At 64.8% G+C, this 25,957-nt stretch carries 26 protein-coding genes and 1 tRNA gene; 9 read left to right on the top strand and 18 right to left on the bottom strand.

Annotated elements, in window-relative coordinates; translation table 11 throughout:
- The first annotated feature begins 19 nt into the window (after positions 1-19).
- The 3 genes from KK137_RS13865 to msrB are packed head-to-tail and all read left to right on the top strand — an operon-like array spanning position 20 to position 2,778.
- A complete protein-coding gene (locus KK137_RS13865; RefSeq protein WP_338028087.1) occupies positions 20-991 on the top strand; it encodes an ABC transporter ATP-binding protein in 972 nt (323 codons plus the stop codon).
- Complete coding sequence (locus KK137_RS13860; RefSeq protein WP_214537126.1) at positions 988-2,280, top strand: ABC transporter permease; 1,293 nt, start codon at positions 988-990, stop codon at positions 2,278-2,280. The genes KK137_RS13865 and KK137_RS13860 overlap by 4 nt, the downstream gene beginning before the upstream one ends.
- Positions 2,281-2,289: 9 nt before the next feature.
- Positions 2,290-2,778, top strand: a complete 489-nt coding sequence (gene msrB, locus KK137_RS13855) for a peptide-methionine (R)-S-oxide reductase MsrB (protein WP_214537125.1) — start codon at positions 2,290-2,292, stop codon at positions 2,776-2,778.
- Here msrB and KK137_RS13850 read toward each other — a convergent pair.
- From KK137_RS13850 to KK137_RS13810, 9 genes are all read right to left on the bottom strand, one after another.
- The gene (locus KK137_RS13850) at positions 2,775-4,508 is read right to left on the bottom strand and encodes a hypothetical protein (RefSeq protein WP_214537124.1); all 1,734 of its coding nucleotides are present in this window, start codon (positions 4,506-4,508) and stop codon (positions 2,775-2,777) included. The two genes, msrB and KK137_RS13850, sit on opposite strands and share 4 nt — an antisense overlap.
- A 24-nt stretch (positions 4,509-4,532) precedes the next feature.
- The gene (locus KK137_RS13845; protein ID WP_214537123.1) at positions 4,533-4,949 is read right to left on the bottom strand and encodes a GtrA family protein; all 417 of its coding nucleotides are present in this window, start codon (positions 4,947-4,949) and stop codon (positions 4,533-4,535) included.
- Between the two features lie 8 nt (positions 4,950-4,957).
- Entirely contained in the window at positions 4,958-6,550 is a 1,593-nt protein-coding gene (locus KK137_RS13840) for an NAD(P)/FAD-dependent oxidoreductase (RefSeq protein ID WP_214537122.1), read from the bottom strand.
- Positions 6,551-6,639: 89 nt separating this feature from the next.
- On the bottom strand, positions 6,640-7,278 hold the full coding sequence (locus tag KK137_RS13835) for a PilZ domain-containing protein (RefSeq protein ID WP_214537121.1): 639 nt from the start codon (positions 7,276-7,278) through the stop codon (positions 6,640-6,642).
- A gap of 283 nt (positions 7,279-7,561) precedes the next feature.
- A tRNA-Leu gene (locus KK137_RS13830) sits at positions 7,562-7,646 on the bottom strand.
- A gap of 34 nt (positions 7,647-7,680) precedes the next feature.
- Positions 7,681-8,802, bottom strand: coding sequence for a cobalamin-independent methionine synthase II family protein (locus KK137_RS13825; RefSeq protein ID WP_214537120.1), 1,122 nt, complete (start codon positions 8,800-8,802; stop codon positions 7,681-7,683).
- A complete protein-coding gene (locus tag KK137_RS13820; RefSeq protein WP_214537119.1) occupies positions 8,799-9,836 on the bottom strand; it encodes a uroporphyrinogen decarboxylase family protein in 1,038 nt (345 codons plus the stop codon). The genes KK137_RS13825 and KK137_RS13820 overlap by 4 nt, the downstream gene beginning before the upstream one ends.
- Positions 9,837-9,942: 106 nt before the next feature.
- Complete coding sequence (locus tag KK137_RS13815) at positions 9,943-10,485, bottom strand: VOC family protein (protein ID WP_214537118.1); 543 nt, start codon at positions 10,483-10,485, stop codon at positions 9,943-9,945.
- Positions 10,486-10,587: 102 nt separating this feature from the next.
- The gene (locus KK137_RS13810; protein ID WP_214537117.1) at positions 10,588-11,712 is read right to left on the bottom strand and encodes a CaiB/BaiF CoA transferase family protein; all 1,125 of its coding nucleotides are present in this window, start codon (positions 11,710-11,712) and stop codon (positions 10,588-10,590) included.
- 67 nt (positions 11,713-11,779) lie between these two features.
- Between KK137_RS13810 and KK137_RS13805 the strand changes: the two genes are divergently transcribed.
- From KK137_RS13805 to KK137_RS13780, 6 genes are all read left to right on the top strand, one after another.
- Positions 11,780-12,571 carry a citryl-CoA lyase gene (locus KK137_RS13805; RefSeq protein WP_214537116.1) on the top strand — a complete coding sequence of 264 codons (792 nt, stop codon included), beginning with the start codon at positions 11,780-11,782 and terminating at the stop codon, positions 12,569-12,571.
- 94 nt (positions 12,572-12,665) lie between these two features.
- The gene (locus KK137_RS13800) at positions 12,666-14,339 is read left to right on the top strand and encodes a GMC family oxidoreductase (protein WP_214537115.1); all 1,674 of its coding nucleotides are present in this window, start codon (positions 12,666-12,668) and stop codon (positions 14,337-14,339) included.
- Positions 14,340-14,348: 9 nt separating this feature from the next.
- Entirely contained in the window at positions 14,349-15,242 is an 894-nt protein-coding gene (locus tag KK137_RS13795; protein WP_214537114.1) for an MBL fold metallo-hydrolase, read from the top strand.
- Entirely contained in the window at positions 15,239-16,420 is a 1,182-nt protein-coding gene (locus KK137_RS16845; RefSeq protein WP_214537113.1) for a cytochrome P450, read from the top strand. The genes KK137_RS13795 and KK137_RS16845 overlap by 4 nt, the downstream gene beginning before the upstream one ends.
- A gap of 7 nt (positions 16,421-16,427) precedes the next feature.
- Positions 16,428-17,237: an N-acyl homoserine lactonase family protein gene (locus tag KK137_RS13785; RefSeq protein WP_214537112.1), complete on the top strand. Its 810-nt coding sequence runs from the start codon at positions 16,428-16,430 to the stop codon at positions 17,235-17,237.
- Positions 17,234-18,115 (top strand): NAD(P)-dependent oxidoreductase, encoded by an 882-nt coding sequence (locus KK137_RS13780; RefSeq protein WP_214537111.1) that lies wholly within the window; start codon positions 17,234-17,236, stop codon positions 18,113-18,115. Before KK137_RS13785 ends, KK137_RS13780 begins: the two co-directional genes overlap by 4 nt.
- A 57-nt stretch (positions 18,116-18,172) precedes the next feature.
- Here the strand turns inward: KK137_RS13780 and KK137_RS13775 are convergent, their stop codons facing one another.
- The 9 genes from KK137_RS13775 to KK137_RS13735 form a co-directional block, all read right to left on the bottom strand.
- Positions 18,173-19,729, bottom strand: coding sequence for a PAS domain-containing sensor histidine kinase (locus KK137_RS13775; protein ID WP_214537110.1), 1,557 nt, complete (start codon positions 19,727-19,729; stop codon positions 18,173-18,175).
- A gap of 140 nt (positions 19,730-19,869) precedes the next feature.
- The gene (locus tag KK137_RS13770; protein WP_214537109.1) at positions 19,870-20,661 is read right to left on the bottom strand and encodes an SDR family NAD(P)-dependent oxidoreductase; all 792 of its coding nucleotides are present in this window, start codon (positions 20,659-20,661) and stop codon (positions 19,870-19,872) included.
- 162 nt (positions 20,662-20,823) lie between these two features.
- Positions 20,824-21,033, bottom strand: coding sequence for a hypothetical protein (locus tag KK137_RS13765; protein ID WP_214537108.1), 210 nt, complete (start codon positions 21,031-21,033; stop codon positions 20,824-20,826).
- Positions 21,030-22,607 (bottom strand): phytoene desaturase family protein, encoded by a 1,578-nt coding sequence (locus KK137_RS13760; protein WP_214537107.1) that lies wholly within the window; start codon positions 22,605-22,607, stop codon positions 21,030-21,032. The genes KK137_RS13765 and KK137_RS13760 overlap by 4 nt, the downstream gene beginning before the upstream one ends.
- 9 nt (positions 22,608-22,616) lie before the next feature.
- Positions 22,617-23,762: a serine hydrolase domain-containing protein gene (locus tag KK137_RS13755; RefSeq protein WP_214537106.1), complete on the bottom strand. Its 1,146-nt coding sequence runs from the start codon at positions 23,760-23,762 to the stop codon at positions 22,617-22,619.
- A 139-nt stretch (positions 23,763-23,901) separates the two neighbouring features.
- Positions 23,902-24,657 carry an SDR family NAD(P)-dependent oxidoreductase gene (locus KK137_RS13750; protein ID WP_214537105.1) on the bottom strand — a complete coding sequence of 252 codons (756 nt, stop codon included), beginning with the start codon at positions 24,655-24,657 and terminating at the stop codon, positions 23,902-23,904.
- A gap of 3 nt (positions 24,658-24,660) precedes the next feature.
- Positions 24,661-25,074, bottom strand: a complete 414-nt coding sequence (locus KK137_RS13745; RefSeq protein WP_214537104.1) for a nuclear transport factor 2 family protein — start codon at positions 25,072-25,074, stop codon at positions 24,661-24,663.
- On the bottom strand, positions 25,071-25,547 hold the full coding sequence (locus KK137_RS13740; RefSeq protein WP_214537103.1) for a nuclear transport factor 2 family protein: 477 nt from the start codon (positions 25,545-25,547) through the stop codon (positions 25,071-25,073). Before KK137_RS13740 ends, KK137_RS13745 begins: the two co-directional genes overlap by 4 nt.
- Positions 25,547-25,945, bottom strand: coding sequence for a carboxymuconolactone decarboxylase family protein (locus KK137_RS13735; RefSeq protein ID WP_214537102.1), 399 nt, complete (start codon positions 25,943-25,945; stop codon positions 25,547-25,549). The genes KK137_RS13740 and KK137_RS13735 overlap by 1 nt, the downstream gene beginning before the upstream one ends.
- Between the last annotated feature and the right edge of the window lie 12 nt (positions 25,946-25,957).

Below are 25,957 nucleotides of genomic sequence, written 5' to 3'. Positions count from 1 at the left end.
CCGAAGGAGGGGGATGCAAGTGAACATTGCGTTGGAACCTGGGGTGCATCGATCGGCGCCCGCACTGGCCATCGAGGCGCGCGGACTGGTGAAGCGGTTCGACGGCACGCTGGCCGTCGACGGCGTCGACCTCGCCGTGCCCGAAGGCGCGATCTACGGCATCCTCGGCCCCAACGGCGCGGGCAAGACCACGACGCTGCGCATGCTGCTTGGGATTATCGACCCAGATGCGGGCGAGCGACGTATTCTCGGCCATTCGAACCCGCAGGATGTCGCCCGCCAGATCGGCTATCTGCCCGAAGAGCGCGGGCTTTACCCGACGATGAAGGCCTTCGAGGCGATCGCCTTCATGGGCGCGCTGCGCGGCCTCCCGCTCGCAGAAGGGCGCCGGCGCGGACGCGAGCTCATGGAGCAGAACGGCCTCGGTCACGCGGTCGAGCGGCAGATCCGCCAGCTCTCGAAGGGCATGGCCCAGCAAGTCCAGCTGCTCGGCACCCTGGTCCACTCGCCGCGGCTGGTCGTGCTCGACGAACCGTTCTCCGGGCTGGACGCGATCAACCAGGGCAAGCTCGAGCTGCTGATCCGCAACCTCGCCGCCAATGGCGCCACGGTAATCTTCTCAACCCACGTCATCGCCCATGCCGAGCGTCTTTGCGAAGGCGTGGCGATCATCGCCGGCGGCAAGGTGCCTTATGCCGGGTCCGTCGACCACGCGCGCGATCGTATTCCGGCGCAAGTACGGCTGGAAACCCTCAACGCCGACGGGCCGTGGCGTGCCGCTCTCCCGGCCCAGGCCCGCCGCGAAGGCAATTTCTGGTACTTCCCCCTGCCCGATAGCGGCGTCGAGCCCCTCCTGCGCGCGCTGATTGAAGGCAACGCCGGGATCCAGTCGCTCTCGATCGAACGCGCCGGACTGCACGACGCTTTCGTGGCCATAGCCGGCGAAGCCGCCGCCAGAGCCCTCAACGCGGAGCCGGAGACCGTCCAATGACCCCGGTTGCGAACACCGCGTGCCGGCTTTCGCTGCTCCAGGCCGCCTGGGTCGTGGCGCGCCGCGATTTCATGACCATCCTCTTCAGCAGGAGCTTCGTCTTCTTCCTGCTAGGCCCGTTGTTCCCGCTGGTCGTCGGCAGTCTCGCCGGGGGCATCGGCCAAAGGGTGGAGAGCGAGGCCGCGCGACCCGTCATCGGCATCGCCATGACGGCCGCCGATACCGAAGCCATCCTCGCCGCGCGTCAATCGCTGGCGAAGGAGCTGGGTCCGGCGCTGCCGGATATGGTGGTCTCCAAGCGTCTGGACCCAGGAGAAATCTTTGACGCCCAGGCCCTGCTCGCGCGGCGCGAGGGCAACCTCGCCGCTGTCCTGACGGGCACACCGGCCGACCCGGAACTCGTCGCCACGCCCGAACGGTTGCAGTGGTGGACGGGGCCCGTCTCGCTGATCGCCGGGGCGGCGCTGCGGGATACGCCTGCCGTCTATCCCGAAGTCCGCACTCAGGTCGTCGCCGTGACCGGGGCCAGCGAGCAACGGGGACGCCTCCGGACGGCGCAGGCGGGCCAGCTTATGCTGTTTTTGCTGATCATCCTGCTGGCGGGCATGGTGCTCTCCAACCTGGTCGAAGAAAAGGCGAACAAGGTCATCGAAATCCTGGCCGCCGCCATACCGATGGATGCCGTGTTCCTGGGCAAGCTGTTCGCCATGCTGGCGGTCTCTCTGGTCGGCATCGCCGTGTGGGCGACGGTCATCGGAGCGGTGGTCGGGCTGTCGGGTTTCGAGGGCCTGATGGGCAACGCGATCGACCTCAGCAGCCTGCCCGAGCCGGGAGTGGGTTGGCCGTTGTTCTTCGCGCTGGGCATCGCCTACTTTGCCATGGGCTACCTGCTGCTCGGCTCCGTGTTCCTCGCTATCGGCTCGCTCGCCAACACCGTGCGCGAAGTCCAGACGCTGTCGATGCCGGTCACTATGATGCAGGTCCTGCTGTTCCTGTTCGCGAGCCTGGCGGTGGGATCTTCGGGTCAGCCGATCGAGTGGGCGGCCATCGCTTTTCCCTTCAGCTCGCCCTTCGCCATGTTCGCCAGAGCGGCGCAGTACGAATCGCTTTGGCCGCACGTCCTGGCTCTGGGATGGCAGGTCGCCTGGGTCGCCATCACCATTCGGCTCGGGGCCGCCTTGTTCCGCAAACGAGTGATGAAATCCGGCAGCCAAGGGGCTAAACGGAACCGCAACCTTCGCACGCTCGTTGCTTCGGCATTCAGCAAGGGTTCGAAGAATGCTCTGTAGGAGGGACGCATGACACACCCGACCAGCCGCCGTAACGCGATCGCCTGGCTGGCTGCCGGCATTGCCCTGCCGGTGCTGGCTTCCTGTGGCGGCGCTGCCGAAGCCAAGACCTTCAAGGTCAACCTGACCGACGCCGAATGGAAACGCCGCCTCAGTCCGGCCGCCTACCAGGTGCTACGGCACGAGGACACCGAACGGGCGGGCAGCTCTCCGCTCGATCATGAGAAGCGCAAGGGCACTTTCCTCTGTGCCGGTTGCGCCAATGAACTCTACGCAAGCAGCACGAAATTCAACAGCGGCACCGGTTGGCCGAGCTTCTACCAGCCGCTTCCCGGCGCCGTGGGTACCTCGACCGATTACAAGCTCGGCTATCCGCGTACGGAAGTGCATTGCGCCGATTGCGGTGGGCACCTGGGCCATGTCTTCAAGGACGGTCCGCCGCCCACCGGCCTGCGCTATTGCATGAACGGGCTGGCGATGAAGTTCCGCCCGGCCTAGCGGCTCCGGACTCGCCAGAGCTGCCACTCGGGCGATTTGTCGAGCGGCACACGCTCAAGCCAGTCGGGGGCCTGTCCTTTTACCAGCTTGGCGGCGAGACCTTTTGGCGCGGTCGTGGCGCGAAGCTCGATCTCCTTCAGGTCCGTGCAGAGCAACAGGTATTCGACGCTATGCGCCCGGACGATTTCGCGCGCCTCGGCAGGTGGGGCCATGAAGGCCTCGATCACATCGTGCATGGCCTGGGCTGCCCGATGGTGTGAGGTAGCCACAACGCTGTGGTGGGTCTGTTCGAGCAAGGCCGGACCGAGATCCAGCGGCGCAAGCACAGTGGCCGGAGGCAGGTTGCGCAGCGGATCGAGCGGTTCGTTAGGGTCGCAAACGCGTTTGTCCGACAGCTCGTCTTCTCCCGCTGCGGCCGCTTGCGGCATCCAGTTCTGGGCGGCGGCGAACGGGACTGACGGGACCAGCAGACAAGTGATCACCATGGCCACGCCGGCCTTGCGCAACGGGCCCTCTACCTTGCCCAGGGTGTCGAGCAGGCGGCCGGTCAGCCAGCCGAGCGGCACAGCCGAAAGCGCGCCAACGAAAGCCAACGAGCGCAGGACCAGCAAGCCAGAGAGGAACGCAGCCCCGGCGATAACAAGGTATTCGAACCACCAGCGGCGCTCCATGCCGCGGCGGTGGAAGACCAGCCAGACAAGCGTCGCGAGGGCGGCCAGGCCTTGCGCGACCGGTGGTATCCAGACAATCGCGTCGGCCTGCCAGGCGGGTTGGCCCTCGCGTATGTAGAGATACCAATATTCGCGCACCAGCGGGTCGAGGTTGCCGAACGGGCCCGCCAGGCATTGGGGAGAGGTTCCAAGGTAGAGAGCGGCTCCCGCCAGCGCCGGAACTCCCAACATGACTACCAGCAGCGGCCGGGACTGCGGATTGATCCAGGCGGCCAGTCCCGCGCCTGCCGCCGCGAGCGCGAACAGGCCCAAAAGCGGAGGCGTGACCGCGTCGCAATGGAGAGCCAGGTCGCCAAGCCCGCGAGTGGTCACGAACAGGACCCCGGTCGAGAGGGCAAGCGAGCCGAGGAAAACGGTCAGCGCCGCCTTCTCCCTGGGGTTGCTCAACCAGCGCAAGGCGAACACCGCACCGAAGGCGGCGGTGACCGGCAGAACCTCGAGCGAGATGGAAAGTCCCGCGGCAAGGGCAATGCCCGAGAGCGCCGGACCGCGGGCGCTACGCCCGGGAACAAGCCCGGTCAGCGCCAACATGACGCTGAAGACCTGCCAACCATGGTGGTCGATCCGCATGGGTTGAACCTGCGTAAGCAGGAACATCGATGTCCCGGCGCAAAGACAGGCGAGCGTTACGTCGCGCGCATCGAGGAAGCGCGAACCGGTCTTGGCGATAGCAAAGAGAATCGCGCCGAGCGTAATCAAGGGGACGGCGACCAGCGCGACCTGCTCGGCAAGGCCGCTACCGATCAAGGGGGCCAGGCTCCCCATCACCAGGGCCAGGGGCAGATCGACGAGTCGCGACCAGTGCATCAGTGTGCCGGCCGGCGGATCGATCCGATACTGGTGGAGATCGAACCAGCCCTGGCCCGACAGCAAGTCACGGACCTGGACGAGCCGCAGAACGTCGTCAGGATCGGGGAAGTGCCGTTCGACAATCCCGCTCCAGCCGCGCGCGAGCAGGATTGCGGCAACGGCCACCCAGACCAGGAATACCCGGGTCAATGGTGCGCGTAACCACGGCATAGTTTACTCTGCCAACTCGCGGCGGAACACCAATTTGCTTCGCAACAACCAGGTTGCCACGAAGCTGATTACGATCGCCCCCATCTTGGCCAGCCGCGGATCCATGCCCGCGTTGTGCCCGGCGAAAACGATCCCCGTGGTGAGGCCAAGCCCGAGGAGCGCCGAGCCGACGAACAGGACCTTCTGTCGCGTCCGCGCCCCGCCGGCCTCAGCCACGGTATCGGCAAAAACCGCACGGCTAGACATCAGCCAATGGGCTGCGATGCCGGCGCCATAGCTGGCTGCCGAAGCCGCAGCCGGCCAGGCTCCGAGCGCCAGCAGAGCCAGGAACGCCGCCATGTCGACGGCGAGCGCGCCGACGCTGGCGAGCAGGTAGCGGACCAGCCTCAGATCGGCGACACGGGCGATGATCGCGACCATCACCCGACTCAAGCGACCTTGCGGCGGTCGTCGACAATTCGCTGCGGCACCTCGCGGACAGATGCCAGAGCCGCCGCCTGGTCTTCGGTGACAGGCCCGCGTGACGACGATTCGGGAAGCACTTTCTGCGCCCCTTCGTCCCCGGCCTCGTGATACTCGGCGTCCTCGTTCACGCACCAGGTGTCGTAGATTCGCTGCCCGGCGAGAATGTTCTCTGCCGTGAGCATGGCGGTCATCATCGCATGATCCTGGTTATTGTACCGGTGCATGCCATTGCGGCCCACGAGATGCAGGGTGGGGTGTTTTTCTTCCAGCTCTGTCCGCATGGCGTCGACGTTGGCGGCATAAGTTTCGTCGTAGACCGGGTAAGCCTTTTCCTGGCGGACGACGGCGCCCCCGATTACCTTTTCAGGCGCAACCAAGCCAAGGATAGCCATCTCTCTCTTGGCCAGTTCGACGAGCTTTGCATCGCTCATAGACCACAGGCCGTCGCCTTCGAAACAGAAGTATTCGAGCCCGACGCAGGCAACGCTTTCGTCCGGCACCATTTCGGGCGACCAGGAACGGAAGTTCTGCACCCGGCCGACCTGCACCTTACTGTCGTGAATGTAGATCCAGTTGTCGGGAAACAGATCGTCCGAGCGGATCATCAGCGCCACGGTCAGGAAGTCGCGGTACTTGAGGTTGCTCGCCTTGATCGTGCTTTCCGGCAGCGGATGGAGCCGCGCCGCCAGCTCGCGCATGGGCGCGGAACTGATGGCGTGCGCAGCGCGAATCACAAGCTCGCCTTGGGGGCCATTAGCCGTAAGACGCCAGCCGCCGTCTCCGTCACTATGCAGCTGCTTGAGCGCGTGGCCCATGAAAACGCGTCCGCCACGCTCCTCGATACGATCGCGGGCAGCATCCCACATCATGCCGGGGCCGAGACGCGGGTAGCGAAAGGTCTCCAGCAGCGTCTTGACCGCCTGCCCGTCGTTCGGGCGCTTGTTGAGGCCGAGCGAGCGCTTGAGCCCGTCGGTGACGGCTCCCCACAGGCTGAGGCCCTTGATACGCTGAGCAGCCCAGTCGGCGCTCATCTGGTCGCAAGGCATGCCCCAGACCTTCTCGGTGTAGGTCTTGAAGAAGATCGAATAGAGTTTCTTGCCGAACTGGTTGCTGGTCCAGTCCTCGAAGCTCCTCACGTCCTTGATCGGATAGAGCTTGGCCCAGCCATAGCTGAGCATGCAGGCTGTCGAGCGCAGCACGCCGAGGTTGCGCAAGGCCTCGAACGCACGCAGCGGGTAGGAGTAGAACTTGCCCTCGTAATAGATGCGGCTCATGCGCGGGCGCTGGATGAAATCGTCCGGCAGGATCTCGTTCCAGAGGTCCACCACCGCCTGACTCTTGGAGAAGAACCGGTGACCGCCGATGTCGAAGCGGTAACCTTCGTGTTCGACAGTGCGGCTGATGCCGCCGACGTAAGTCGCGTCCTTCTCGATTATCGCGACCGACTTGCCCGCCTTGGACAGCAGGTAGCCCGCAGTGAGGCCGGCTGGACCGGCCCCCACGATAACCACGTCGACCTCAATTTCACTACCCGCGGGTACGCCTGAATCGCTCATCAATTCCCCCGGTCTCTCGTTTCACCGGGAGTGAAGGAAATTGGTTATGAGACGGTTAACGGATGTCCTGCGGAGCCCACTCGCAGGGCCTAGTCGCGCGGCCCCTGGTTCCGCTGCACATCGAAGGCGATGCGTGCGAGTTCCTCGAACTGCAGGTTGTTTTCGAAACTCAGCCCGTAAGTCTCGCCCCGCCGCCAACGGACCTTGGCGGCCAGCTCCGGAAGTCCATCAGCCTCGATCCGGATGCGCTGGACCAGCGAGAGTCGCTCCGCAGTGACGATCCTGCCGCCTTGCTGGGACAAGTTGCACAGCTTGGCGTAAACCTCCCGTTCGCCGAACCGTACCACGCAGGGTAGGTTGAGATTAACGCGCACCGCCCGCTTGGCGAAGCGACTCGGGGATTCGACGATGCGTTCGAGATCGGCGGGATTCTCGAAACGGAAGCCGGCCTTGCCGTCTTCCTCCCACACCCGCAGCAGCGGATAGCGATCGCCATTCTGCAACTCGAGCGTCAGCGGAACTTCGGCCGGGAGCGGATGGAACAGGCGAACGCTGACCCCGCCCTCGGACGCATCGCGCACGACGCACAAGTATTCGCCTTCGGAGCTGACGAGCTTCGCCGAACGAATGAGCAGCCGCAAACGCGGAGCCCCGCGCTGCTCGGGAACCTCGGCCGCTGTCTCTTCAGTGACGGAAGCGATCGCTTCCTTTCGAACGGCCTCGTGCATGTGCGCTCCCAAGGTACCGGGACCCGACGGCTCCGCCTCGATCCATGGCTCTGATTTGGCGGAATTTAACGGCATGGGAGTTTCCGAATGGCTAACGCGTTCTGGGGTCTGGCTCGACCCATACCTTGCTGGAAGCAAAGCCTTTCTTGGGGCGCCACTAAGGACAACTGCGGATGGGTCCCGAAACGAATCGGTTCGCCAGGCCGACCGGCCGCCCGAGCTTAGGCGAAGAAAACCAAGGTCGCGGGTGCGACCGCTCGGCACCTGTCGGGAAACAGCAAAATGGTGCGGGTGGCCGGACTCGAACCGGCACGAGCAAAGCTCAGGGGATTTTAAGTCCCCGGCGTCTACCATTCCGCCACACCCGCAATCGAAAGACCGACTAGCGGGCGCGAGCGGTTCTTACCAGTAGCGCTTGCTCGCGATCGCAGCGCCTTCCGCCAACGCCGCCAGCTTGGCCCAGACGACCTCCGCATCGAGATTGCCGCTGCCGGCGTGGACGGAGAAGCCGCAGTCGACCCCCGCCACGACCCTCTCGCGCCCGAGCACGTCGGCGTAACGGCCGATACGCTGGGCGATCAGCTCCGGATGCTCGACGTAAGGGGACTGTGGCTCGATCATGCCCGGACACAGCACTTTGCCTTCGGGCAACGGATGCGCCTCGAAATAGGCGAACTCATGCGCATGACGCGGATTGGCGCCTTCGAGCAGTACCGTCTGCGGCTTCGCGCTCCACACGATGTCCGCGATATCGGCGAGATCTACGTCGCAGGTGTGCGGGCCCGGGTAGTTGCCCCAGCACAAGTGCATGCGAAGCTGCTCGGCCGGTATGTTGCGCAGCGCGTGGTTGAGCGCTGCAACGTTCATGCCGATTCGCTTGCGGAACTCCTCTGTCGACAGCGCCGTGAATTGCACGTGGCGGCCCATGGCGAGATCGGGGCAGTCGACCTGTAGGGTGATGCCTGCAGCGGCGATGGTTTCGTATTCGTGGCGCAGCCCCTCGGCCAGGGCGAAGACGTATTCCTCGTCGCTGGCGTAGAACTGGTTGGGGAAGAACAGCGCGGTTACGCCCGGAGACGCAGCAGACATGAAAGTCTCGTGCCCTCCGGCGAGCCGGTTGAGCCGTTCCGCATCCTCGCGCGGGGCATCCATGTCGATGACTTCGATGGCGGATGTGCAGGCCGGAGCGCTGCGCCGGGCACGCCCGGTGTCACCGAACACCTTGGCCTTGGCGCCTGGGAACTGCTCCAGGTCTTCGAACTCGTAGCTGCCCGCCTCGCCGCCGAAGCCTGATAGCCGGTGCTTGATGTAGGTGGCATAGCTCGGCTTCGACATCTCGCCATCGCCGATCACGCTGATCCGGGCCTGCTTCTGCCGCTCGACGACGTAGGCCGTCGCCCGCTCAATTGCCTCGTCGAGAACGGCTTCCTCGATGGCCTCACCCCCTTCGCGGGCGAAGATCAGGTCGAGCAGATAATCCGGCCGCGGCAGGCTGCCGGTGTGGGTGGTCTTGAAACCGCTCACGCCAGCTCTTCGCGCACGATGCGAGCACCGTCGGCCATGGCCTTCATCTTGCCGAAGGCAACCTCGCGTGGAAGGTACTTTAGGCCGCAGTCCGGCGCGACGATGATCTTTTCCGTCGCCACATGCGGCAAGGCCCGGCGGATGCGCCCGGCCACGATCTCCGGCGTCTCCACTTCGTGTGAGGACAGGTCGAGTACGCCAAGGATGATCGTCTTGCCCGGCAAGGTCTCGAGCACGGAGGTGTCGAGGTTCGACTGGGCGGTCTCGATCGAGATTTGCTTCACCCCGCTGCCACTAAGCTCAGGCAAGAAGCTGTATCCCTCGGGCCGCTCGTGGATCAGGTGCGCGTAACCGAAGCAGATGTGCAGCGCCGTGGTGCCTTCGACGCCTTCCAGAGCGCGGGCGAGTGCCTTGAGCCCGAACTGGCGGGCCTTCTCCGGCCGAGCCTGCATGTAGGGCTCGTCCAGTTGCACAACGTCCGCTCCGGCGGCGAACAAGTCCTTGATCTCCTCGTTGACAGCCCCCGCATACGCCAGCGCCAAAGCCTCGGGATCGCCGTAGTAATCGTCCTGCGCCTGTTGGCTCATCGTGAACGGACCCGGCACGGTGATCTTGATCTTCTTGTCCGCGCTGGCGTGCTCCCGCAGGAACTGCACGTCGCGCACTTGCACCGCGTGGCGACGCTTGATGTCGCCGATAACCCGCGGCACGGGGACCGGCTCCCCGCTGCGGTCGAGGGCCGTGCCGTGGTTATCCATATCAACGCCGTCGAGCGCGGTGGCGAAGCGGTTTGAGTATGATTCTCGCCGCATCTCGCCATCGGTGATGATGTCGAGGCCGGCCCGCTCCTGCTCGGCAATCGCCATGATCGTGGCGTCGTCCCACGCCTGGTCGAGCCATTGCTCGGGTATCCGCCACAGCTCCTTCTGCCGGGTGCGTGGCGGAAAGCGTCCCGCCAGCTTTTCGCGGTCGATGAGCCACTCGGGCTGGGCATAGGAGCCGACCAGCGAGGTCGGAAACAGGGGAAGCGACATTCGAAGTCCTCTCTCTTCGCCAACGCGAGAACGGCCCCGCAGCAATCCAGGGTGGGCTCGCCACCTCTGGATCGCGTCGTTGGCGATGCTGTTCTTGTTCTGAGGGTTAGGCCGCTTCTTCGTGGCGGAATTCGTTGTTGGTCGAATGGTCGCCGCCCAGCCAGCGCTTGAGCTCTGCATGGGCAATCGAGCGGCGGTATTCATCGCCCTCTTCCGCACGCGGATCGTCGCAGGTGAATTCCACCGTCATGCCGTTGGGATCGACCACGTAGACCGAACGGCAATAGCCATGCTCGAGAGTGTAGGTGTTGGGCGGTTGAATGCCCGCCTTCTGGATCCGCTCCTCGAGCGCGGCCTGGGTGTCCTTATCGACGTTGAGCGCAAGGTGGATGAACGGCGTCGCTGGAATCTCCGGCCCGAACAGCGCCTGGTCCTCGGGGTCGGCGAACTGGAAGAACGCCAGCGCGCCGCCATCGCCGATACCGAAGAAGCAGTGGCAATAGGTGCGGTCCTTGCCAAACAGGAAGTCCTTCTCGCACCAGGTGGCGGTGAGCGGCAGGCCGAGCACGTCCTCATAGAAGGCGCGCGTCGCTTCGAGGTCCTTGGTCACATAGGCCGTATGGTGCAGCCGGCTCGGCAACTTGGTCATCTCTGTTCTCCCGTCGCGGCGAGTCTTTCTCGCCTGCTTTGTTGGCAATCTAACAAACCCTCGCGCGGGCGCAATTCATTCAGACGCCTGGTGCCGCGGGTACTAGGTCCTGCCCAAGACGTCCCCGTTGTTCGCGCCCAATTCCGGCGGCGGGGTGACGCTGCCTTCGATCTCGCCATCAAAACGGATCGGGAAGCGGATCGTGCGAAACTTGCCCCGTGCCCCTTCGCCCTCGACCACCAGTTTGTGGTGCTGCGCCAACTCGCCTTCGACCACCTCTTTCGAGGAATAGACCGGCGAATGCGGCACCTCGAGAGCGGCTAGCCGCTCCTCCCACCACTGCCGAGGTTGCTGCGCGAAGATCGGGGCGAGGAAGGCGACGACCTTCTCATAGTTAGCGATCCGCGCCGGACGGCTTTCGAATTCGGGCCGCTGGAGCATGTCCGGCTGGCCGACGGCTTCGGCGAGGTTCTCCCAGAACTTGGGCGGGCTGGACATGTGCAGCGCGATCCAACCGCCGTCGGCGCACTGGAACACGTAGCTTTGCGAAACGTGGGGCCGCGACCACGGGCCCATGACCTCGTCGACCGAAAGGTAGTGCGTAAAATCGTCGAGGTTGAAGTGGCTCATCGCCTCGAACATCGAGGTTTCGACCAGCCGCCCCCTGCCGGTCTTTTCCCGCTCATAGAGCGCCGCGAGGACACCGTAAGCCGCGTAGAAGCCCGTCACTGCGTCCCCGATCGCCGGACCCACGACGCGCGGATTGGCCGGGTTGACCAGCAGTCGCAGGAAGCCGGTGCTGGCTTGCGACACGGTGTCGAATGCCGGGCGGTCCTTCCACGGGCCGTCATTGCCGAAGCCGGAGATGCCGCAATAGATCAGCCGCGGGTTAAGCGCCTGCAGGCGTTCGGGCCCGACACCGAGCCGCTCGGCCACGCCGGGACGGAAGTTCTGGATGAAGACGTCGGCGGTCAGGACCAGCTTGTCGAACGCGGCGAGGTCTGCGGCCTCCTTGGTGTTGAGTTCGATCGACTTCTTGTTGCGGTTGTAGGTCTGGTAATGCGGCGAATAGAGGTCGCCCTTGAAGGCGCGGAACGGATCGCCGGTGCCGGGCATCTCGACTTTGATCACCTCCGCGCCAAGGTCCGCCAGCAGCATGCCTGCCGCGGGGCCAGTGATGAAAGTGCCCATGTCGAGCACTCTGACGCCTGCGAGCGGTCTCGCCATTCCTCTCTCCCTTTAAGCCGTGCCGAGGCTATAGGTCGGGGCGAACGCTATCGGCAAGGAGAGAGCCATGCGCATCGGCAAGCAGGACGCGCCCTATACCGCCATCTGCACCTCTGACGAGGACAGCATCACCGTGCGCGGCCGCGATCTGGTGGGCGAGATCATCGGCAAGATGGATTTCACCAGCTACTTCTGGTTCCTCGTCACCGGGCAGGAGCCGAACGAGGACCAGGTGTTCTTCGCCAACGCCATCCTCTGTTCGCTGGCCGAGCACGGCCTCGTGCCAAGCGTGGTCGCCGCCCGCATGACTTACGCCGCCGCGCCCGAAGCGCTGCAAGGCGCGGTCGCCGCCGGTCTGCTCGGCTGTGGCAGCGTGGTTCTGGGGAGCGCGGAAGTCGCCGGCCAGTTCTACGGCGAATGCGTCGCTGACATGCGCGAGAACGGCGGCACCGCCGAGGACGCCGCCAAGCGCGGCATCGCCCGCCTTCGCGCCGAGAAGAAGCCGATCCCCGGCTTCGGCCACCCCCAGCACGCCAACGGAGACCCTCGCGCCAACCTCTTGCTCAAGCTTGCCCGTGAACACGGCGTCGGGGGCCCGCACGTGGCCATGCTCTACGCCATCCGCGACGCGCTGCCCGGCGCGATCGGTCGTAGCCTGCCGATCAACGTCAACGGCCCGATCCCGGCGATCCTGCTCGATCTGGGCTGGCCAGTGACCGCCCTCAAGGGCATCGGCCTGCTGTGCCGCACGGCGAGCCTCATCGGGCATCTCACTGAGGAGGCCGAGCGCTCGATCGGGTTCATCATGTCGGGAGCAGCAGCGGCGGCGATCGATTACGATGGGCCGAAATCGCAGTAACCCGTCCCTTTTGGCTGGCGCTGGATTTACAATTGCCAACCCGCGCTCGGCACGCTCAAACTAGCCGCAAAAGAGAACGGGAGAGAGCGCCGTAATGAGCGCAGCGGAATTCGATTACATCGTGGTCGGCGCGGGGTCCTCCGGCGCCGCGTTGGCGGCGCGCCTGGGGGAGGCAGCTGACCGCACCACTTGCGTGATAGAGGCCGGTGGCCAGGACACGCACCCCTTCATCCATATCCCGAGCTTTGTTGCCGCCGCGATCGGGCGCGAGGCGACCAACTGGCGGTTCAAGACCGTGCCGCAGCCCGGCATGGCCGGGCGCGAGATTCCGGTGCCGCGGGGAAAAGTCCTGGGCGGATCGGGCTCGATCAACGGCATGGTCTATTTCCGCGGCCATCCGACCGACTACGACGACTGGTCCGACGCCGGGGCGACCGGCTGGTCCTACGCCGAAGTGCTGCCTTACTTCACCCGCACCGAGAACAACGAGAACTACCCCGAGAGCGTGTTCCACGGCCATGGGGGACCGATCAACGTCAAACATGTCGATGGGCCCAACGCGCTCAACTTCGCCTTCATGGACGCGCTCGCTTCACTGCAATTCCCGGCCTGCCCGGATTTCAACGGAGCCAACCCCGAAGGCTACGGCCGCCGCCAGGGCTTGCTGCGCGATGGGCAGCGCGAAAGCACCGCCAAGAACATGCTCCGCCCCGCGCTCGCCCGCGGCAATATCCATGTCCAGACCGATGCCCAGGTCAGGCGGGTACTGGTCGAGAGCGGCCGCGCCATCGGCGTCGAGCTGACCGACGGACGAGTGATCAGGGCACGGCACGAGGTGATCCTCTCCGCCGGCACCGTCCAGACGCCGCAGATCCTGATGCTCTCCGGCATCGGCCCGGCGGCGCATCTCAAGAGCATGGGCATCGAAGTCGTGCTCGACCTGCCGGGAGTGGGCGAGAACTACCACGACCACCCGGCGAGCCCGATGCACATGGAGACCGCCGACACCACCAGCTACGGCCTTTCGTGGCGGGTCCTGCCGCGAGATGCCTGGCATCTGGCGCAGTACCTGCTGACCCGCACCGGCCCGCTCGCGGGCAACGTGTTCGAGAGCGTGGCCTTCCTGCGCACCGACCCGGGCCTCGACAGACCGGACGTGCAGTTCGTGTTCCAACCGGCCAAGCGGCTGACCAATCCCAAGATCCCCTTCCCACTCGGCCATGGCTACGCGATCAGCCCCGTTGCGCTCTATCCCAAGAGCCGCGGCACCGTGCGTCTCGCCAGCGCCGATCCCACCGCCGCACCGGTGATCGACCCGCACCTGCTCGAGCACCCTGACGACATCAAACCGCTGATCCGCGCGCTCAGGATCGCTCGTGCCGCGTTCGCGAGCGAACCCTTCGCCGAATACCAAGGCACCGAAGTCGCGCCCGGTCCCGGGGTCACGACCGACGAACAGTTCGACAAGTACATCCGCGAAACAGGGTACACCGTGCACCACCCGGTCGGCACTTGCCGCATGGGCAGCGACGCCGGCGCGGTGGTCGATCCGCAGCTTCGGCTCACCGGTATCAAGGGCCTGCGCGTGGCCGATGCCTCGGTTATGCCCAGCGTCATCGGCGGCAACACCAACGCCCCCTGCGTGATGATCGGAGAGCGCGCGGCGGACTTCGTGCTCGGCAAGAAGCCGCTGCCCGCCGCCGAACTGCCGCCGGAGAGCGTGGCAAGGTATAAGCCTGCAAGAAAGAGCCGCCAAAAGGCGGCCTGAGGAGAGAGAATGGCCAAGGAGCACATGAAGTCCTGGCACGTCGGCGACGTCACCGTGACGCGCATTGTCGAGCTGTGGGACTTCCAGGACAACATCAACATGACGATGCCCGAGGCGACAGCGGAGGAAGTCATCGCGATGGAGTGGCTGCATCCGCACTACGCGACGCCCGATGGGCGCCAGCGGATGAACTTCCAGGGTTTCGTGGTGCAGGCACCGGGTCGGGTCATCGTGGTCGATTCCTGCATCGGCGCCGGACGTCAGCGCGACTTCGACGTGTTCTGCGATTTGCCGGAGGGGTTCCTCGAGGACCTTGAGAGCCTCGGCATCAGCCGCCAAGATGTCGATACGGTCATGTGCACGCACCTGCACTTCGACCATGTCGGCTGGAACACCTACAAGGACCCCACGACGGGCGAGTTCAAGCCGACCTTCCCCAACGCCCGCTACCTGTTCGGCAAGACCGAATACGAAGCGTGGCAGACCACCATCCGCAATGACGGGCACCACACCGACACCCACCTGGTGGAGTGCGTCGATCCCATCGTGGAACTGGGCCTTGCGGACTTCATCGAAGCCGACCACGAGATCGCTCCGGGTATTCGCTGCGAGCCGAGCCACGGCCACACGCCCGGCCATGTTCACGTGCGCATCAGCTCGAACGGAGAGGATGCGGTCATCACCGGCGACCTCATGCACCACCCGATGCAATGCGCGATGCCGCATCGGCCCGCGACCTTCGACATGGACAAGGAGTCGGGCCGAAGGACGCGCATGGGCTTCGTCCAGAAATACGCCGACAGCGGCGTGCTGGTGATCGGCGCTCACTTCGCCGAGCCCACGGCGGGGCACATCAACACGCACGGCGAAGGTGACGTGCGCTTCGACGGGCTCCGCCTGTGAGCAAGCCGATCCCCGAGTACGAGCTCGACATCTTCACACCCGAGGCGGTGATCGACGCGCGCGCGGTGGACGATGCGCTGCGCGAGTTCGCCCCGGTCGTTCGGCTGGCGGACGGGACGCACATGCTCGGCAGGCATGAGCATGTCGCGGCCGGACTGCTCGACTGGAAAGCCTTCTCCAGCGCCAGCCGCCCGTGGCATGACCCGAACAGCCCTCGTCCCGAAATCCTGCTCACCGACGATCCGCCGCGCCACACTCAGGTGCGCAAGGTCATCGCCGATGCTCTCAGCCCCCGCGCGCTCGAACGCGTGAAGGGCATTTTCGAAGCTCGCGCCAAGGACCTGCTCGCGCGTCTGCGCGAACGCGAGGGTGAGCCTGTGGATGCCGTGGGCGAAGTGACCCAGGCCTATGTGTTCCAGGTCCTGCCCGACATCCTCGGCCTGCCCGAGGAAGGCCGCGAGCACATGCACGGCTTTTCCGAAATGGTCTGGGCGACGATGGGACCGCCGGGCGCCCTTTTCGACCAGGCGATGCAGCATGACTATTCGGCGGTGATCCAGTGGCTGGAGACGCAATGCGAGCGCTCGGCGCTCGATCCCGAGGGCATCGGCGAGACAATCTACGCCGCGTCCGACGCCGGTCAGGTGACGCTGGCGGAAGCCAAGCTGCTGCTGCAGACCGTACTCAGCGCCGGAGCCGATACGACCTTCATCACCATGGCTAACGCCCTGAGAGCCTGGGCCCTTTTCCCGGATGAATACGTAAAACTACGTAGTGATCCGAGAAAGGTTCGCGCGGCCTTTGATGAATCGCTTCGTTGGGACAGTCCGAGCCGCATGGCGGGGCGCATCACGACGCGCGATGTCGAGGTCGACGATTACGTCATCCCGGCCGGGACGCGCTGCGGACTGATGTTTGCCGCGGCCAATCGTGACCCGCGATTCTGGGACGATCCGCTCGCGTACAGATTCGATCGCGACAATAAGCACTCGCTCGGCTGGGGCTATGGCGTCCATGGCTGCGTCGGGCGCACACTGGCGCAGATGGAGGCGGCCGCGCTGCTGGGCGAAATCGTCGCGCAAGTGGAGAGCATCGAGATCGCCGGGGACTACGAGCCCTGGATGACCACTGTCGGCCACGGACCGATCCGCCAGCCAGTCAAACTCAAGTTCACTTGAGTTAACCATGGCAGCCCTCGTCACCCGGATCGATGCTATTCGTTATGCGAGGCACGAACGCACGGCCGTTAACAATTTCGTCCGGCCAGTGGACGATCACGATGTTTCCATGCCGCTCGACTACTTCATCTGGGCGATCCACCGGGACGGGCATGCCCCGGTGATAGTCGATACCGGCTTCGGCGAGTCGGCGGCCGTCGCCCGTGGGCGGATTATTACCCGGCCGGTCATCGAAGGCCTGCGCGACGCAGGGATCGACCACCTGTCGGTCGAGGACGTGATCCTGACCCACCTGCACTACGACCACGCAGGATCGCTCAATACCTTTCCCAATGCGCGGTTTCACGTTCAGGATGCGGAACTGGCCTTCGCCACCAGCCGTCATGTCTGCGACCGCGAGGTGCGGGCGCCGTTCGATGGCGAGCCGGTGGCCCAGCTGATCCGCAAGCTCTACAACGATCACGTGGTATTCCACGACGGGGATGAAGAGTTCGCTCCGGGCATCAGGCTCCACCTCTGCAACGGGCATACGGCGGGTCTGCAATTGGTCGGGTGCGACACTGCGCGCGGCAGAGTCATTCTGGCCAGTGATGCCGCCCACCTTTATTCCAATATCACCCGCCACAATCCCTTCCCCATTTTCGTCAACGAAGCGGACTATTTGCAATCGCAACAGCGAGCGCTCGATCTGGCGGGCGGATCGCTCGATCACCTGATCCCCGGGCACGATCCGCTGGTGCTGAAGTGCTACCCGTCCGAAAACGACATTGCCCGCGTTGACCTCGCCCCGATCATGCCGATAGCGCAAGCTCTATGACGACGATCGGATTCCTCGGGCTTGGGCGCATGGGTGCGCCGATGGCGGCCAACCTTCTCGGGCAGGGCGAGACCCTGCTGGTGCACGACATCTCGCCTGCCGCGGTCGAAGGCCTGGTGGCCAAAGGTGCCGAAGCGGCGGGATCGGCGGCCGCGCTGGGCGAACGGTGCGAAATCGTGTTCACCAGCCTGCCGACCCCGAACATCGTGCGCCAAGCGATCGCAGAGGTAATTTCGGGCGGATCCCCACGGATCGTCTGCGACCTGTCGACCTCGGGCCCCAAGCTCGCGCAGGACTTGCACGAGATCTTGGCCGCCCGGGGCATCGCCAGCTTCGACGCGCCCGTCTCGGGCGGCATCCGGGGCGCGGAGCAGGCTACGCTCGCAATCATGGTCGGCGGCCCCGAGGCGCTCTGGCCGCACGTCGAACCGCTTCTTCAACGCATCGGGCGCCCGTTCTTCATGGGCGAAACTCCCGGCGCAGGCCAGGTGGCCAAGCTTGCCAACAACCTCCTCAGCCTCGCCGCCATCGCCACCACCGCCGAGGCGATGACACTGGCGATCAAGGCTGGGCTCGACCCGGCACGAATGATCGAAGTGCTCAACGCCGGCACCGGAGCTAACTCGGCCACGCGCGACAAATGGCCCCGCGCCGTCCTGCCCCGCACCTTCGACTTCGGTTTCTCAGCCCAGCTCAGCCTCAAGGATACTCGCCTCGCCCTAGAGGAAGCCGAGGCCATGGGCGTGCCGCTTCCAACCGGCGAGCGCCTGGCGGCCCTGCTCGACCGGGTGCTCGCCACTTACGGCGACGATGCCGACTTCACCGCGATGGCCAAGGTGGTCGAGGCTGACGCCGGCCTCGATCCGGAGCGGCGATGAGGGCAATGCCGAAGCGGAGGCGGCCGGAGGCGAGCCCCTGACCAGGACGTAAACGGTCTAGTGTGAAGAGGCTGCCCGCAGCATTGGCGAGGTCCGGCCGAGCGGTAACGCTTCGTGGATGTGAAGCCCCACCTGCATCCCGGTCGGAATGCGCGCGATGAGAGTCGTGCCTCCCGGGTCGCCGGTAATCACCACGCTGCCCCCGAGCCGGGCCATGCGTTCGCGCATGCCCGGTAACCCCACGCCGAGAATCCGGTCCGACGCGGAATCGTCGAAGCCGATGCCGTCGTCCTTCACGGTCAGGAAGATCACGCCATCACGCACCTCGAGTGCGACGCGGACTTTGCGGGCCTGGGCATGGCGATAGACGTTCGTCAGAGCTTCCTGACACACTCGGAACAGGTGCACCGCGGTATCGTCATCGATCATGCTCGCGTCGGGTGAGATCAGCACATCCACCTTGAGGCCCGCGCGCTTGCCGAACCCGTTGGCGAAGTTCTCCAGCGCCTCGGCCAGGCCATGGCTCCGTAGCAGGGGCGGGTGGAGCAGGTAGGACAGCACGCGAATTTCACGTTGGGCCTCGTTCAGCGAGGACGACGCATCCTCAATGACCGCCATCAGGCCGGCGTAAGTTTTCGAACATTGGATCGCCGTCGCCGGCAATGACTTGGCGTTGCGGAGCGCCAGTACCGCGGCAGTCAGGTGCTGTCCCGTCGAATCGTGCAGTTCTTCAGCGATGCGCCTGCGTTCGTCGATCTGTAACGTCAGCATTCGCGTCGAGAGATCGCGCACCTCCTGCTCGATGCGGTCATGCTCGGTAACGTCCTCCGAGATGCCGAGCACCAGCTTTACCTTGCCGTCGGTATTGCGGCTGAACACCGTCTCCCGGTTCTCGAACCGGCGGTATTCGCCCTCTACCGAGAGAATGCGGTAACTGATCATCGACACTTCGCCGTCATCCAGCGCGGCGAGATCGCCCCAATGCGCCCTCGCGCGCGGCCGGTCCTCCGGATGGAAGTACTGGTCGACCGCGTCACTACCTGCCTCTTCGGCTTTCCGGCGCCAATCCTCCCGGATATGGTCGCCGCTGCCGCCGATGAAGCTGATCGATTTGGTATCGAGATCGAGCAAATAGATCGAAGATGGCAGCGCCATGCCAAGCGTCCGCAGCATCGCCGCGTTGTGCTGGGCATTTTCGATCAGGATCGTCTCATGCGTGACATCGCGCGTGAAGCCGATCACGAATTTTACGGGACCCGAATGGCGGACCACCGGCGAAAGGCTGGTCTTGAAGGAAAGGTGCGATCCGTCCGGAGCCTCGATCGTCCGATGATAAGAGAGCGGCCGGCCCGTTTCGACGCAACGGCGAAGATTGTTGGTCAGGCAATCGGCAATGTCGGGCGGCAGGCAGTCCTCGACCCTCGCGCCGCGAATTTCCGATAGGGGCTTGCCCGCAATCCTTTCGAGGAAGTCGTTGGCATCCTCGAACCGGAAGCCACCGTCATCACCCACGCGAATGACGTAAGCCGCCATTTCGGGACTGCCGGTGACGACTTCGTAGAACTCACCGAACGTGAGCGGCGCCTCTTCAGTCGCGAATGCCTTACCCGACATGTGCGCTCTCGATCCCCATCTGAACCGGCCAGTAAGTGCAGACATAACACAATCTGCGCCAGCGGGCATACCGGCTATGTATTACTATGAGTAACGAGAGTCACGCACATCGGCTCGATTCATTTTTTGACCTGCTCGATTCAGATGTCATTGCGAATCGTGGCCAATGCGCCGCCGTCGATTTCCCATTTGGCTCCGTTGACGTAGCTCGCCTCGTCCGAAAGCAGGAAGCTCACCACATCGCCGACTTCGCGGGGTTGACCGACGCGGTTGAGAGTGGCGACCTGGCCGAGCTTGTCCATGCCCGCCTGGACATCGCCGTCGAACATCTGCTCAAGCATGCCGACGAGCAACGGAGTCTCGATCACGCCGGGCATGACGCAGTTCACTCGCACGCCCTTCTGGGCCACTTCACTCGCCGCCGTGCGCGTCAGGCCCACGGCTCCGTGCTTGGCGGCGTTGTAGGCACAGGCGCCCGCAAGGCCGCGTTCCGAACCGATCGAGGCGGTGTTGACCACCGCGCCCTTCCCGGCGGCCACCATGTGCGGGATCACGAACCGCAGGCCGAGGAACATCGAGCGCAAGTTCACCCTGATGATCTTGTCGAACATGGCGATGTCGTATTCGTGCGTCGGGGCGAGATCGCCTTCGATGCCGGCGTTGTTGAAGAAGCCATCTACGCGGCCGAACGCCTCCATCGCCGCCTTGGCATAGCCCGCGACCGAGTTCTCGTCGGCGCAGTCGGCGACATAACCGATAGCATCGTAGCCCGCCGTGCGGAGCTTGTCGGTGCAAAGCTCCAGCCGGTCGGCGGCGATATCGACCAGCATGACTCGCGCGCCTTCACGGGCGAGGATCTCGCTGGTGGCGAAGCCGATCGATCCGGCGGCGCCGGTCACCAGCATGGTCTTGCCGTCGTGGCGTTTGGTCATGGCACTTTTCTCCCGGCGTTAGTGAGGTCGCGTGGCGTTCCAGGGGTTGCGCGGCACCACCCTATCCCCCGTTCGTGGTGAGCTTGTCGAACCCCGTCAGCGCAGCGCTCGCGCCCTTCGACAGGCTCGGGACGAACGGAGAAGGGGTGCCGTGGTCTCCCCTCACACCGACTTCCGAAACGGTAGCGTGAGGATGAACAGCATCAGCTTGGGCGTAAGCAGCTTCAGCGCCGCTCGCGCTTGCTCGGGCGTCAGCGTGGCACTCATCGGCATCGTGCCGAAGACTTTGCCCTTGAGCACCAGGTCATCGCCCTTCCGCTCGATCACGGAGACCTGCATCAGCTCGCTCTTGTCGGCCGAGTAGATCTTCATGCGACCGCGATCCTGTCGAACTCGACCCCGATGTCCTCGGCCATGACCATCGCTGTGGCACGGCCGGCGCCGAATACCCCGCCCCCGGGGTGCTGGAACGGGCCCACGAGGTAGAGCCGCTCGACCCCAGGCACGCGGTACTGGCCGAGTTCCGGCGTCGGCCGGTGGCTGCCCGACTGGTATGTGGTTGTGGCAATGCCGTGGAGATCGCCGCGGAAGAAGCTCGGGCTGGTGCGCTCCATGTCGACCGGCGAGTCGCAATGGTAATCGAGCACCACCTCGGGCACGTTTTCGATGAAGTCGCCCATCCGCGAGATGAGCTTGTCGGCGAACTCGCGCTTTGACTCGTCCCAGCTACGGCCGTCCTTGCGATCGTACGGCACATAGTCCCACGCATGGAAGATCGCCTTGCCCTCTGGCGCGCGGCTCGGATCGTGCTGGGTCAGCTGGCCTACGCCGACCAGCGGAGTGGGCGAGAAATTGCCGTAGCGCAGCTCGTCGAAAGCGCGGCGCATGTCTTCGTATTCGGCGGGCATCAGCTCGTACATCACCGCCGAGAGGTCGCCGCCTTGAGCCGTCTTGGCCTTGAATTTGAGCGGCGCGTCGAGCGCGGCGTGAACCGTGAAGCAGGCGGCCTCGGTAATGTGCGTGCGCAGGGCGTTCTTCGCCACCGTTGACGGGAGGGCCGGGACCATTTCCGGCAGGTGATGCGGATGGATCGCGCCGATGATCCCCTCGCTCGCCGAGAGCCGCTCGCCGTTGTCGAGCACCACGCCGATGGCGCGGGTGCCGTCGGTGACGACTTCGCGCACCTGGGCGTTGTTTCGCACCGCGCCGCCGTGATCTTCGATGCAACGGATCAAGGCATTGGTCAGGCTGCCCGAACCGCCGACCGGCACACCAAAACCGAACTTCTCGAGAAACCCGAGAAAAACATAGGCGCCGATCCCGGTCGCCTTCTCGTCCGGGCTGACGAGGTTCTCTCCCGCCACCCGGCCGAAGTGGGCCTTGACCTTGTCATGCTCGAACAGCTCGCCCATCAGGTCGAAGGTGCTCATGCCCATTGTGCGCATGATCTCGCGCCCCTCGGCGCTCTGGTCCATCATCGCGGTCTGCGCGCCGACCGGCATCGGCGGGGAATAGAGCCCCGCCTGGATCATCGGCAGCCACTCGGCCGCCTGGCGGCTCATGGCGAGGAAGGTCTCGGCGTCTTTGGCGCTAAATTTGCGGATCGCTTCGGCCGACTTGGCCGGGTCGCGGTAGAGCGGCAGGGTGGTGCCGTCTTCCCAAAGGCTCATCATCGGCACTTCGGGGAACACGTACTGCAGCCCGTACTTGCGCTTGAGGCCGAGCTCGTCGTTGAGCAGCAGCGGATTGCCCTGGATGAAGATGTGGCTCATCGAATGCTGGTCGTGCCGGAAGCCCGGCTGCGTCAGCTCGCGGGTTACGACGCCGCCACCGAACCACTCGTTGCGTTCGAGCACGAGCACTTTCTTGCCCGCCACCGCCAGATAGGCCGCGGCGACCAGGCCGTTGTGGCCCGAACCGATGGCAATGATGTCCGCGTCAGCCATGTATTTCCCTTAGATCATTGCCGACAGAGCGAGGTCGGACAGTTTCTGGCAGCGTTCGATATTGGCGGCCTGGGTCATTACCCCGGCGCTGCAGAGCGCGAACGAGACATCGCGCACAGGGTCGACCCAGAATAGGGTGCTGCCCGCGCCGTAGTTGCCGTGCGTCTGCGGGCTCGCGAGCGTGCCGAACAGGTGGTGGAATACTCCCGTGCCCCGCACCTGAAAGCCAAGGCCCTGGTTGGCCGGAGGGATTTCCCATCCGGCGTTCTCGGCCACGCGCTTGTAAAGCTCGTTGGGCATGGTGCCGGTATGGACCTGGCGCGCCAGCTGGAGCGTAGCGGGTGAGAGGATGCGCACGCCGTCGAGCTCGCCTTCGCGGCGGAGCATTTCGGCGAAGCGGTAGAGGTCGCTAGAGGTCGAGGCGCAGCCGACATGCGGGGCTTCCACGTCGGGATCCTCGAACAGCGCGTGGTCGCCAGGCAGGTTGCGGCTGAGGTGTTGGATCGGCACCGTCCCGCGCATGTCGGGTCGCACGTGGCGGTCCTTGAGGTCAGGTCGAAGGCCCATCGAGGTGCTGTCCATCCGCAGCGGGGCGAACAGGTCCTCGTGCAGCAGGGTCTGATAGTTGCGCCCCTTGGGATCGGTCCGCACCAGCGCCGTGCCCATCAGCACGTGATTGACCAGCGGCGAGTAATCGCAGCGCGAACCCGGCGGGACTTCACCCTGCACGTTCTCGATCGAGGCTTCGAACAAGTCCTGCAGCCGGTCGAGGTACATACCCGGCTTGGGCGACCACACGCCTGGCATCCCCGCGGTGTGGGTCAGCAGGTGGTAGAATGTCGCGTCCTCGCGCGGGGCGCCGGTGAACTCGGGCAGCACGTCCTTCACCTTGGTCGTGAGCGCGAAGCGGCCCTCTTCGATCGCCTTGAGGATCAGGGCGTTGGTGAAGGCCTTGGTGACTGAGAAGATCGAGAAGACGTTGTCATAGTGGAGCGGCCGTTCGCCCGCGCCGTCCTGTGCCCCCAGCGCCTCGGCAAAGACCACTTCGCCGCCGCGCCCGACGGTGAGCACGGCACCGAAGTAGTCCCCGCGGGCGATGTCGGCGAGGATGACCTCGCGCAGCTTGTCGAGCCGTTTGTGCCAGATTTCCGCCATCACTCCCCTCCCGCTTGCAGGAGGGGCCGGGGGTGGGTGTGTCGAGTTAGACGCAACGACCGCCGCGCCAGGCCCACCCCTAGCCCCTCCCGCAAGCGGAAGGGGGACCACGTTGCGTATTTCCGCTTACTCATCCTGATCATCCCGCCGCGATGATGCCGCCGTCGATGGCGAGCATCGCTCCATTGATAAACGCCGCCTCGTCGCTGAGAAGGAACGCCGCGGCCTGGGCGACATCCTCCGGCGTGCCGTTGCGGCGGAGCGGGATGTTCTTGGCCCGCTGCTCGTATTGCTCGGCCGTCACGAAGCCTTCGGTCGCGGGCGTGGGCACGCTGCCCGGCGCGATGGCGTTCACGCGAATGCCGCGCGGACCGAGTTCCCCGGCCAGCACCTTGGTCAATCCGGCAATGCCCGCCTTGATCGTCGTATAGGCTCCGGTGCCGGGCCGCCCGCGATAAGCGACCGGGGAGGAGTAGTTGAGGATGTTCCCAGGCTGGTCTTCGTCGCGATAGGCGAGGAACGCCTGCACGCCCCAGAACACGCTCTTGAGGCCCGCAGAGAGCATGCGGTCGAGCGTTTCCTCGGTCACCTGCTCGATCGGCTCGTAAACGAGCACGCTGGCGTTGTTCACCACCGCCCGCAGAGGCGCGGCCGCGTCATACCGAAAGGCTTCGGCGACGCTAAAGAACTGGCTCCGATCCCCGAGATCCCCGCCATAGGGATGCGCCTGGCCGCCCGCCGCGCGAATGGCCTCCACCACCTGATGCGCGCTATCCTGGTTGATGTCGGCGACGCCGACAATCGCGCCTTCTGATGCGAGGTGCCTGGCGATCCCCTCGCCCAGCCCGCGCCCGGCGCCCGAGATCAGGATCGGTTGGCCGTCAAAGCGCGCCACGGCTCAGCCCATCCCGAACAATTTGGCCGTGTAGTGGCTGTCCATATATTCGCGCATGGCGTCGATCTTGCCGTTCGAAACCTCGAACACCCAGCAATAATCGTTCTCGTAGATCAGCCCGTCGAGCGTCTTGCCGGTCGAGAAGCTCTCGACGCAGACCCAGGGGCCGGCAGAGAACATGTTCTGTACGTGGACCTTGGGATCGCCTGGCTCGAACATCCCCCGTACCGGGGCGAGGAACTTGTCGATGATATCCATGCCGATGTGCTTGCCGGCCCCGGCGATGTCCTTGACCTTGGGTTCCCACACCGAATGCTCGTGATAGAACTTGCGAAGCTCTTCGAGATCGCCCGAGGACAGCACCTCGAAGAAATCGAGCACGAGCTGCTCGTTGGCGTTGGCGGCTTGAACGCTCATATCACTCCTCTCGCTTCGTCGGTGGGAGCCGGGATGTTGGGCATCGGACCGCCCTGGTGCAGCACCACCCGGCCATAGCGGCTCTTGAACTGCCAGCCTTCGCTGGTCTTGACGTAGTGATCCTCGAACCCGCCGACATAGAGCGCGCCCGCCGGCTGCGGCGGCACGGTCGAGGCATGGCTCGAGAGCATGGCGAGGTAGTTGGTTCCGCGCGCTTCGGTCTCGCTTACCACTTCGACCAGCACGTTGGTGACAATGTGCCGCACCAGGATTGGGGGGCGGTCGCGGAAGATCGCCTGCACCCGGTCACGGCCGAAGAACGGATGGTCAGGCTGGAAGGGGCGAGCAAATTCGCAGTCGTGCGTGAACAGGGCCGCCAGCGCCGCATGGTCGCCGTTATCGGCATACTTGGCGAACAGCAGCGGCAGGCGGCCGCATTCGCGCTCGATCAGGAGCTGGGCGATCTCGTCCATCAGTCGAGCTTTTCTTGCGCTTCGTTGTCGATCTCGGCGAAAGCCTCGTTGGCGAGGCGGAAGCTGTCCACCGTCGCGGGGATGCCGCCATAGATGCCGACTTGCAGCAGCACTTCGCGGATTTCCTCGCGGGTCAGGCCATTGTTGAGCGCGCCTCGAATATGGGCCTTGAGCTCGTTATGCCGGTTGAGCACGGCAATCATCGCGAGGTTGATCAGGCTGCGGTCGCGCTTCTCAAGGCCTTCACGCCCCCAGCACCAGCCCCAGCAATACGTCGTGACCAGCTCCTGCAGCGGATCGTTGAACGGGCCCGACTTCGCCAGCGCGCGATCGACATAGGCATCGCCGAGCACCTCGCGGCGGATCTTCATGCCCTTGTCATAGAGTTCCTTGTCCATTGTCGTTCCTTG

Origin of the sequence: Croceibacterium selenioxidans (assembly GCF_018599195.1) — a bacterium.
In the GTDB taxonomy this organism is placed as follows: Bacteria; Pseudomonadota; Alphaproteobacteria; order Sphingomonadales; family Sphingomonadaceae; genus Croceibacterium_A; species Croceibacterium_A selenioxidans.
The sequence above is the reverse complement of the archived record's forward strand: the minus strand, read 5'-3'. Positions and strand labels throughout refer to the sequence as shown.

Bases quoted from the DNA above. Each gene is read 5' to 3' on its own strand.
- KK137_RS13755 (WP_214537106.1), bottom strand. From the start codon at position 23,762: ATGGCGGAAATCTGGCACAAACGGCTCGACAAGCTGCGCGAGGTCATC.
- KK137_RS13810 (WP_214537117.1), bottom strand. From the start codon at position 11,712: ATGGCGAGACCGCTCGCAGGCGTCAGAGTGCTCGACATGGGCACTTTC.
- KK137_RS13760 (WP_214537107.1), bottom strand. From the start codon at position 22,607: ATGGCTGACGCGGACATCATTGCCATCGGTTCGGGCCACAACGGCCTG.
- KK137_RS13835 (WP_214537121.1), bottom strand. From the start codon at position 7,278: ATGCACGAGGCCGTTCGAAAGGAAGCGATCGCTTCCGTCACTGAAGAG.
- KK137_RS13765 (WP_214537108.1), bottom strand. From the start codon at position 21,033: ATGAAGATCTACTCGGCCGACAAGAGCGAGCTGATGCAGGTCTCCGTG.
- msrB (WP_214537125.1), top strand. From the start codon at position 2,290: ATGACACACCCGACCAGCCGCCGTAACGCGATCGCCTGGCTGGCTGCC.
- KK137_RS13745 (WP_214537104.1), bottom strand. From the start codon at position 25,074: ATGAGCGTTCAAGCCGCCAACGCCAACGAGCAGCTCGTGCTCGATTTC.
- KK137_RS13795 (WP_214537114.1), top strand. From the start codon at position 14,349: ATGGCCAAGGAGCACATGAAGTCCTGGCACGTCGGCGACGTCACCGTG.
- KK137_RS13735 (WP_214537102.1), bottom strand. From the start codon at position 25,945: ATGGACAAGGAACTCTATGACAAGGGCATGAAGATCCGCCGCGAGGTG.
- KK137_RS13780 (WP_214537111.1), top strand. From the start codon at position 17,234: ATGACGACGATCGGATTCCTCGGGCTTGGGCGCATGGGTGCGCCGATG.
- KK137_RS13845 (WP_214537123.1), bottom strand. From the start codon at position 4,949: ATGGTCGCGATCATCGCCCGTGTCGCCGATCTGAGGCTGGTCCGCTAC.
- KK137_RS13785 (WP_214537112.1), top strand. From the start codon at position 16,428: ATGGCAGCCCTCGTCACCCGGATCGATGCTATTCGTTATGCGAGGCAC.
- KK137_RS13770 (WP_214537109.1), bottom strand. From the start codon at position 20,661: ATGACCAAACGCCACGACGGCAAGACCATGCTGGTGACCGGCGCCGCC.
- KK137_RS13820 (WP_214537119.1), bottom strand. From the start codon at position 9,836: ATGTCGCTTCCCCTGTTTCCGACCTCGCTGGTCGGCTCCTATGCCCAG.
- KK137_RS13805 (WP_214537116.1), top strand. From the start codon at position 11,780: ATGCGCATCGGCAAGCAGGACGCGCCCTATACCGCCATCTGCACCTCT.
- KK137_RS13775 (WP_214537110.1), bottom strand. From the start codon at position 19,729: ATGTCGGGTAAGGCATTCGCGACTGAAGAGGCGCCGCTCACGTTCGGT.
- KK137_RS13800 (WP_214537115.1), top strand. From the start codon at position 12,666: ATGAGCGCAGCGGAATTCGATTACATCGTGGTCGGCGCGGGGTCCTCC.
- KK137_RS13815 (WP_214537118.1), bottom strand. From the start codon at position 10,485: ATGACCAAGTTGCCGAGCCGGCTGCACCATACGGCCTATGTGACCAAG.
- KK137_RS13740 (WP_214537103.1), bottom strand. From the start codon at position 25,547: ATGGACGAGATCGCCCAGCTCCTGATCGAGCGCGAATGCGGCCGCCTG.
- KK137_RS13840 (WP_214537122.1), bottom strand. From the start codon at position 6,550: ATGAGCGATTCAGGCGTACCCGCGGGTAGTGAAATTGAGGTCGACGTG.
- KK137_RS13860 (WP_214537126.1), top strand. From the start codon at position 988: ATGACCCCGGTTGCGAACACCGCGTGCCGGCTTTCGCTGCTCCAGGCC.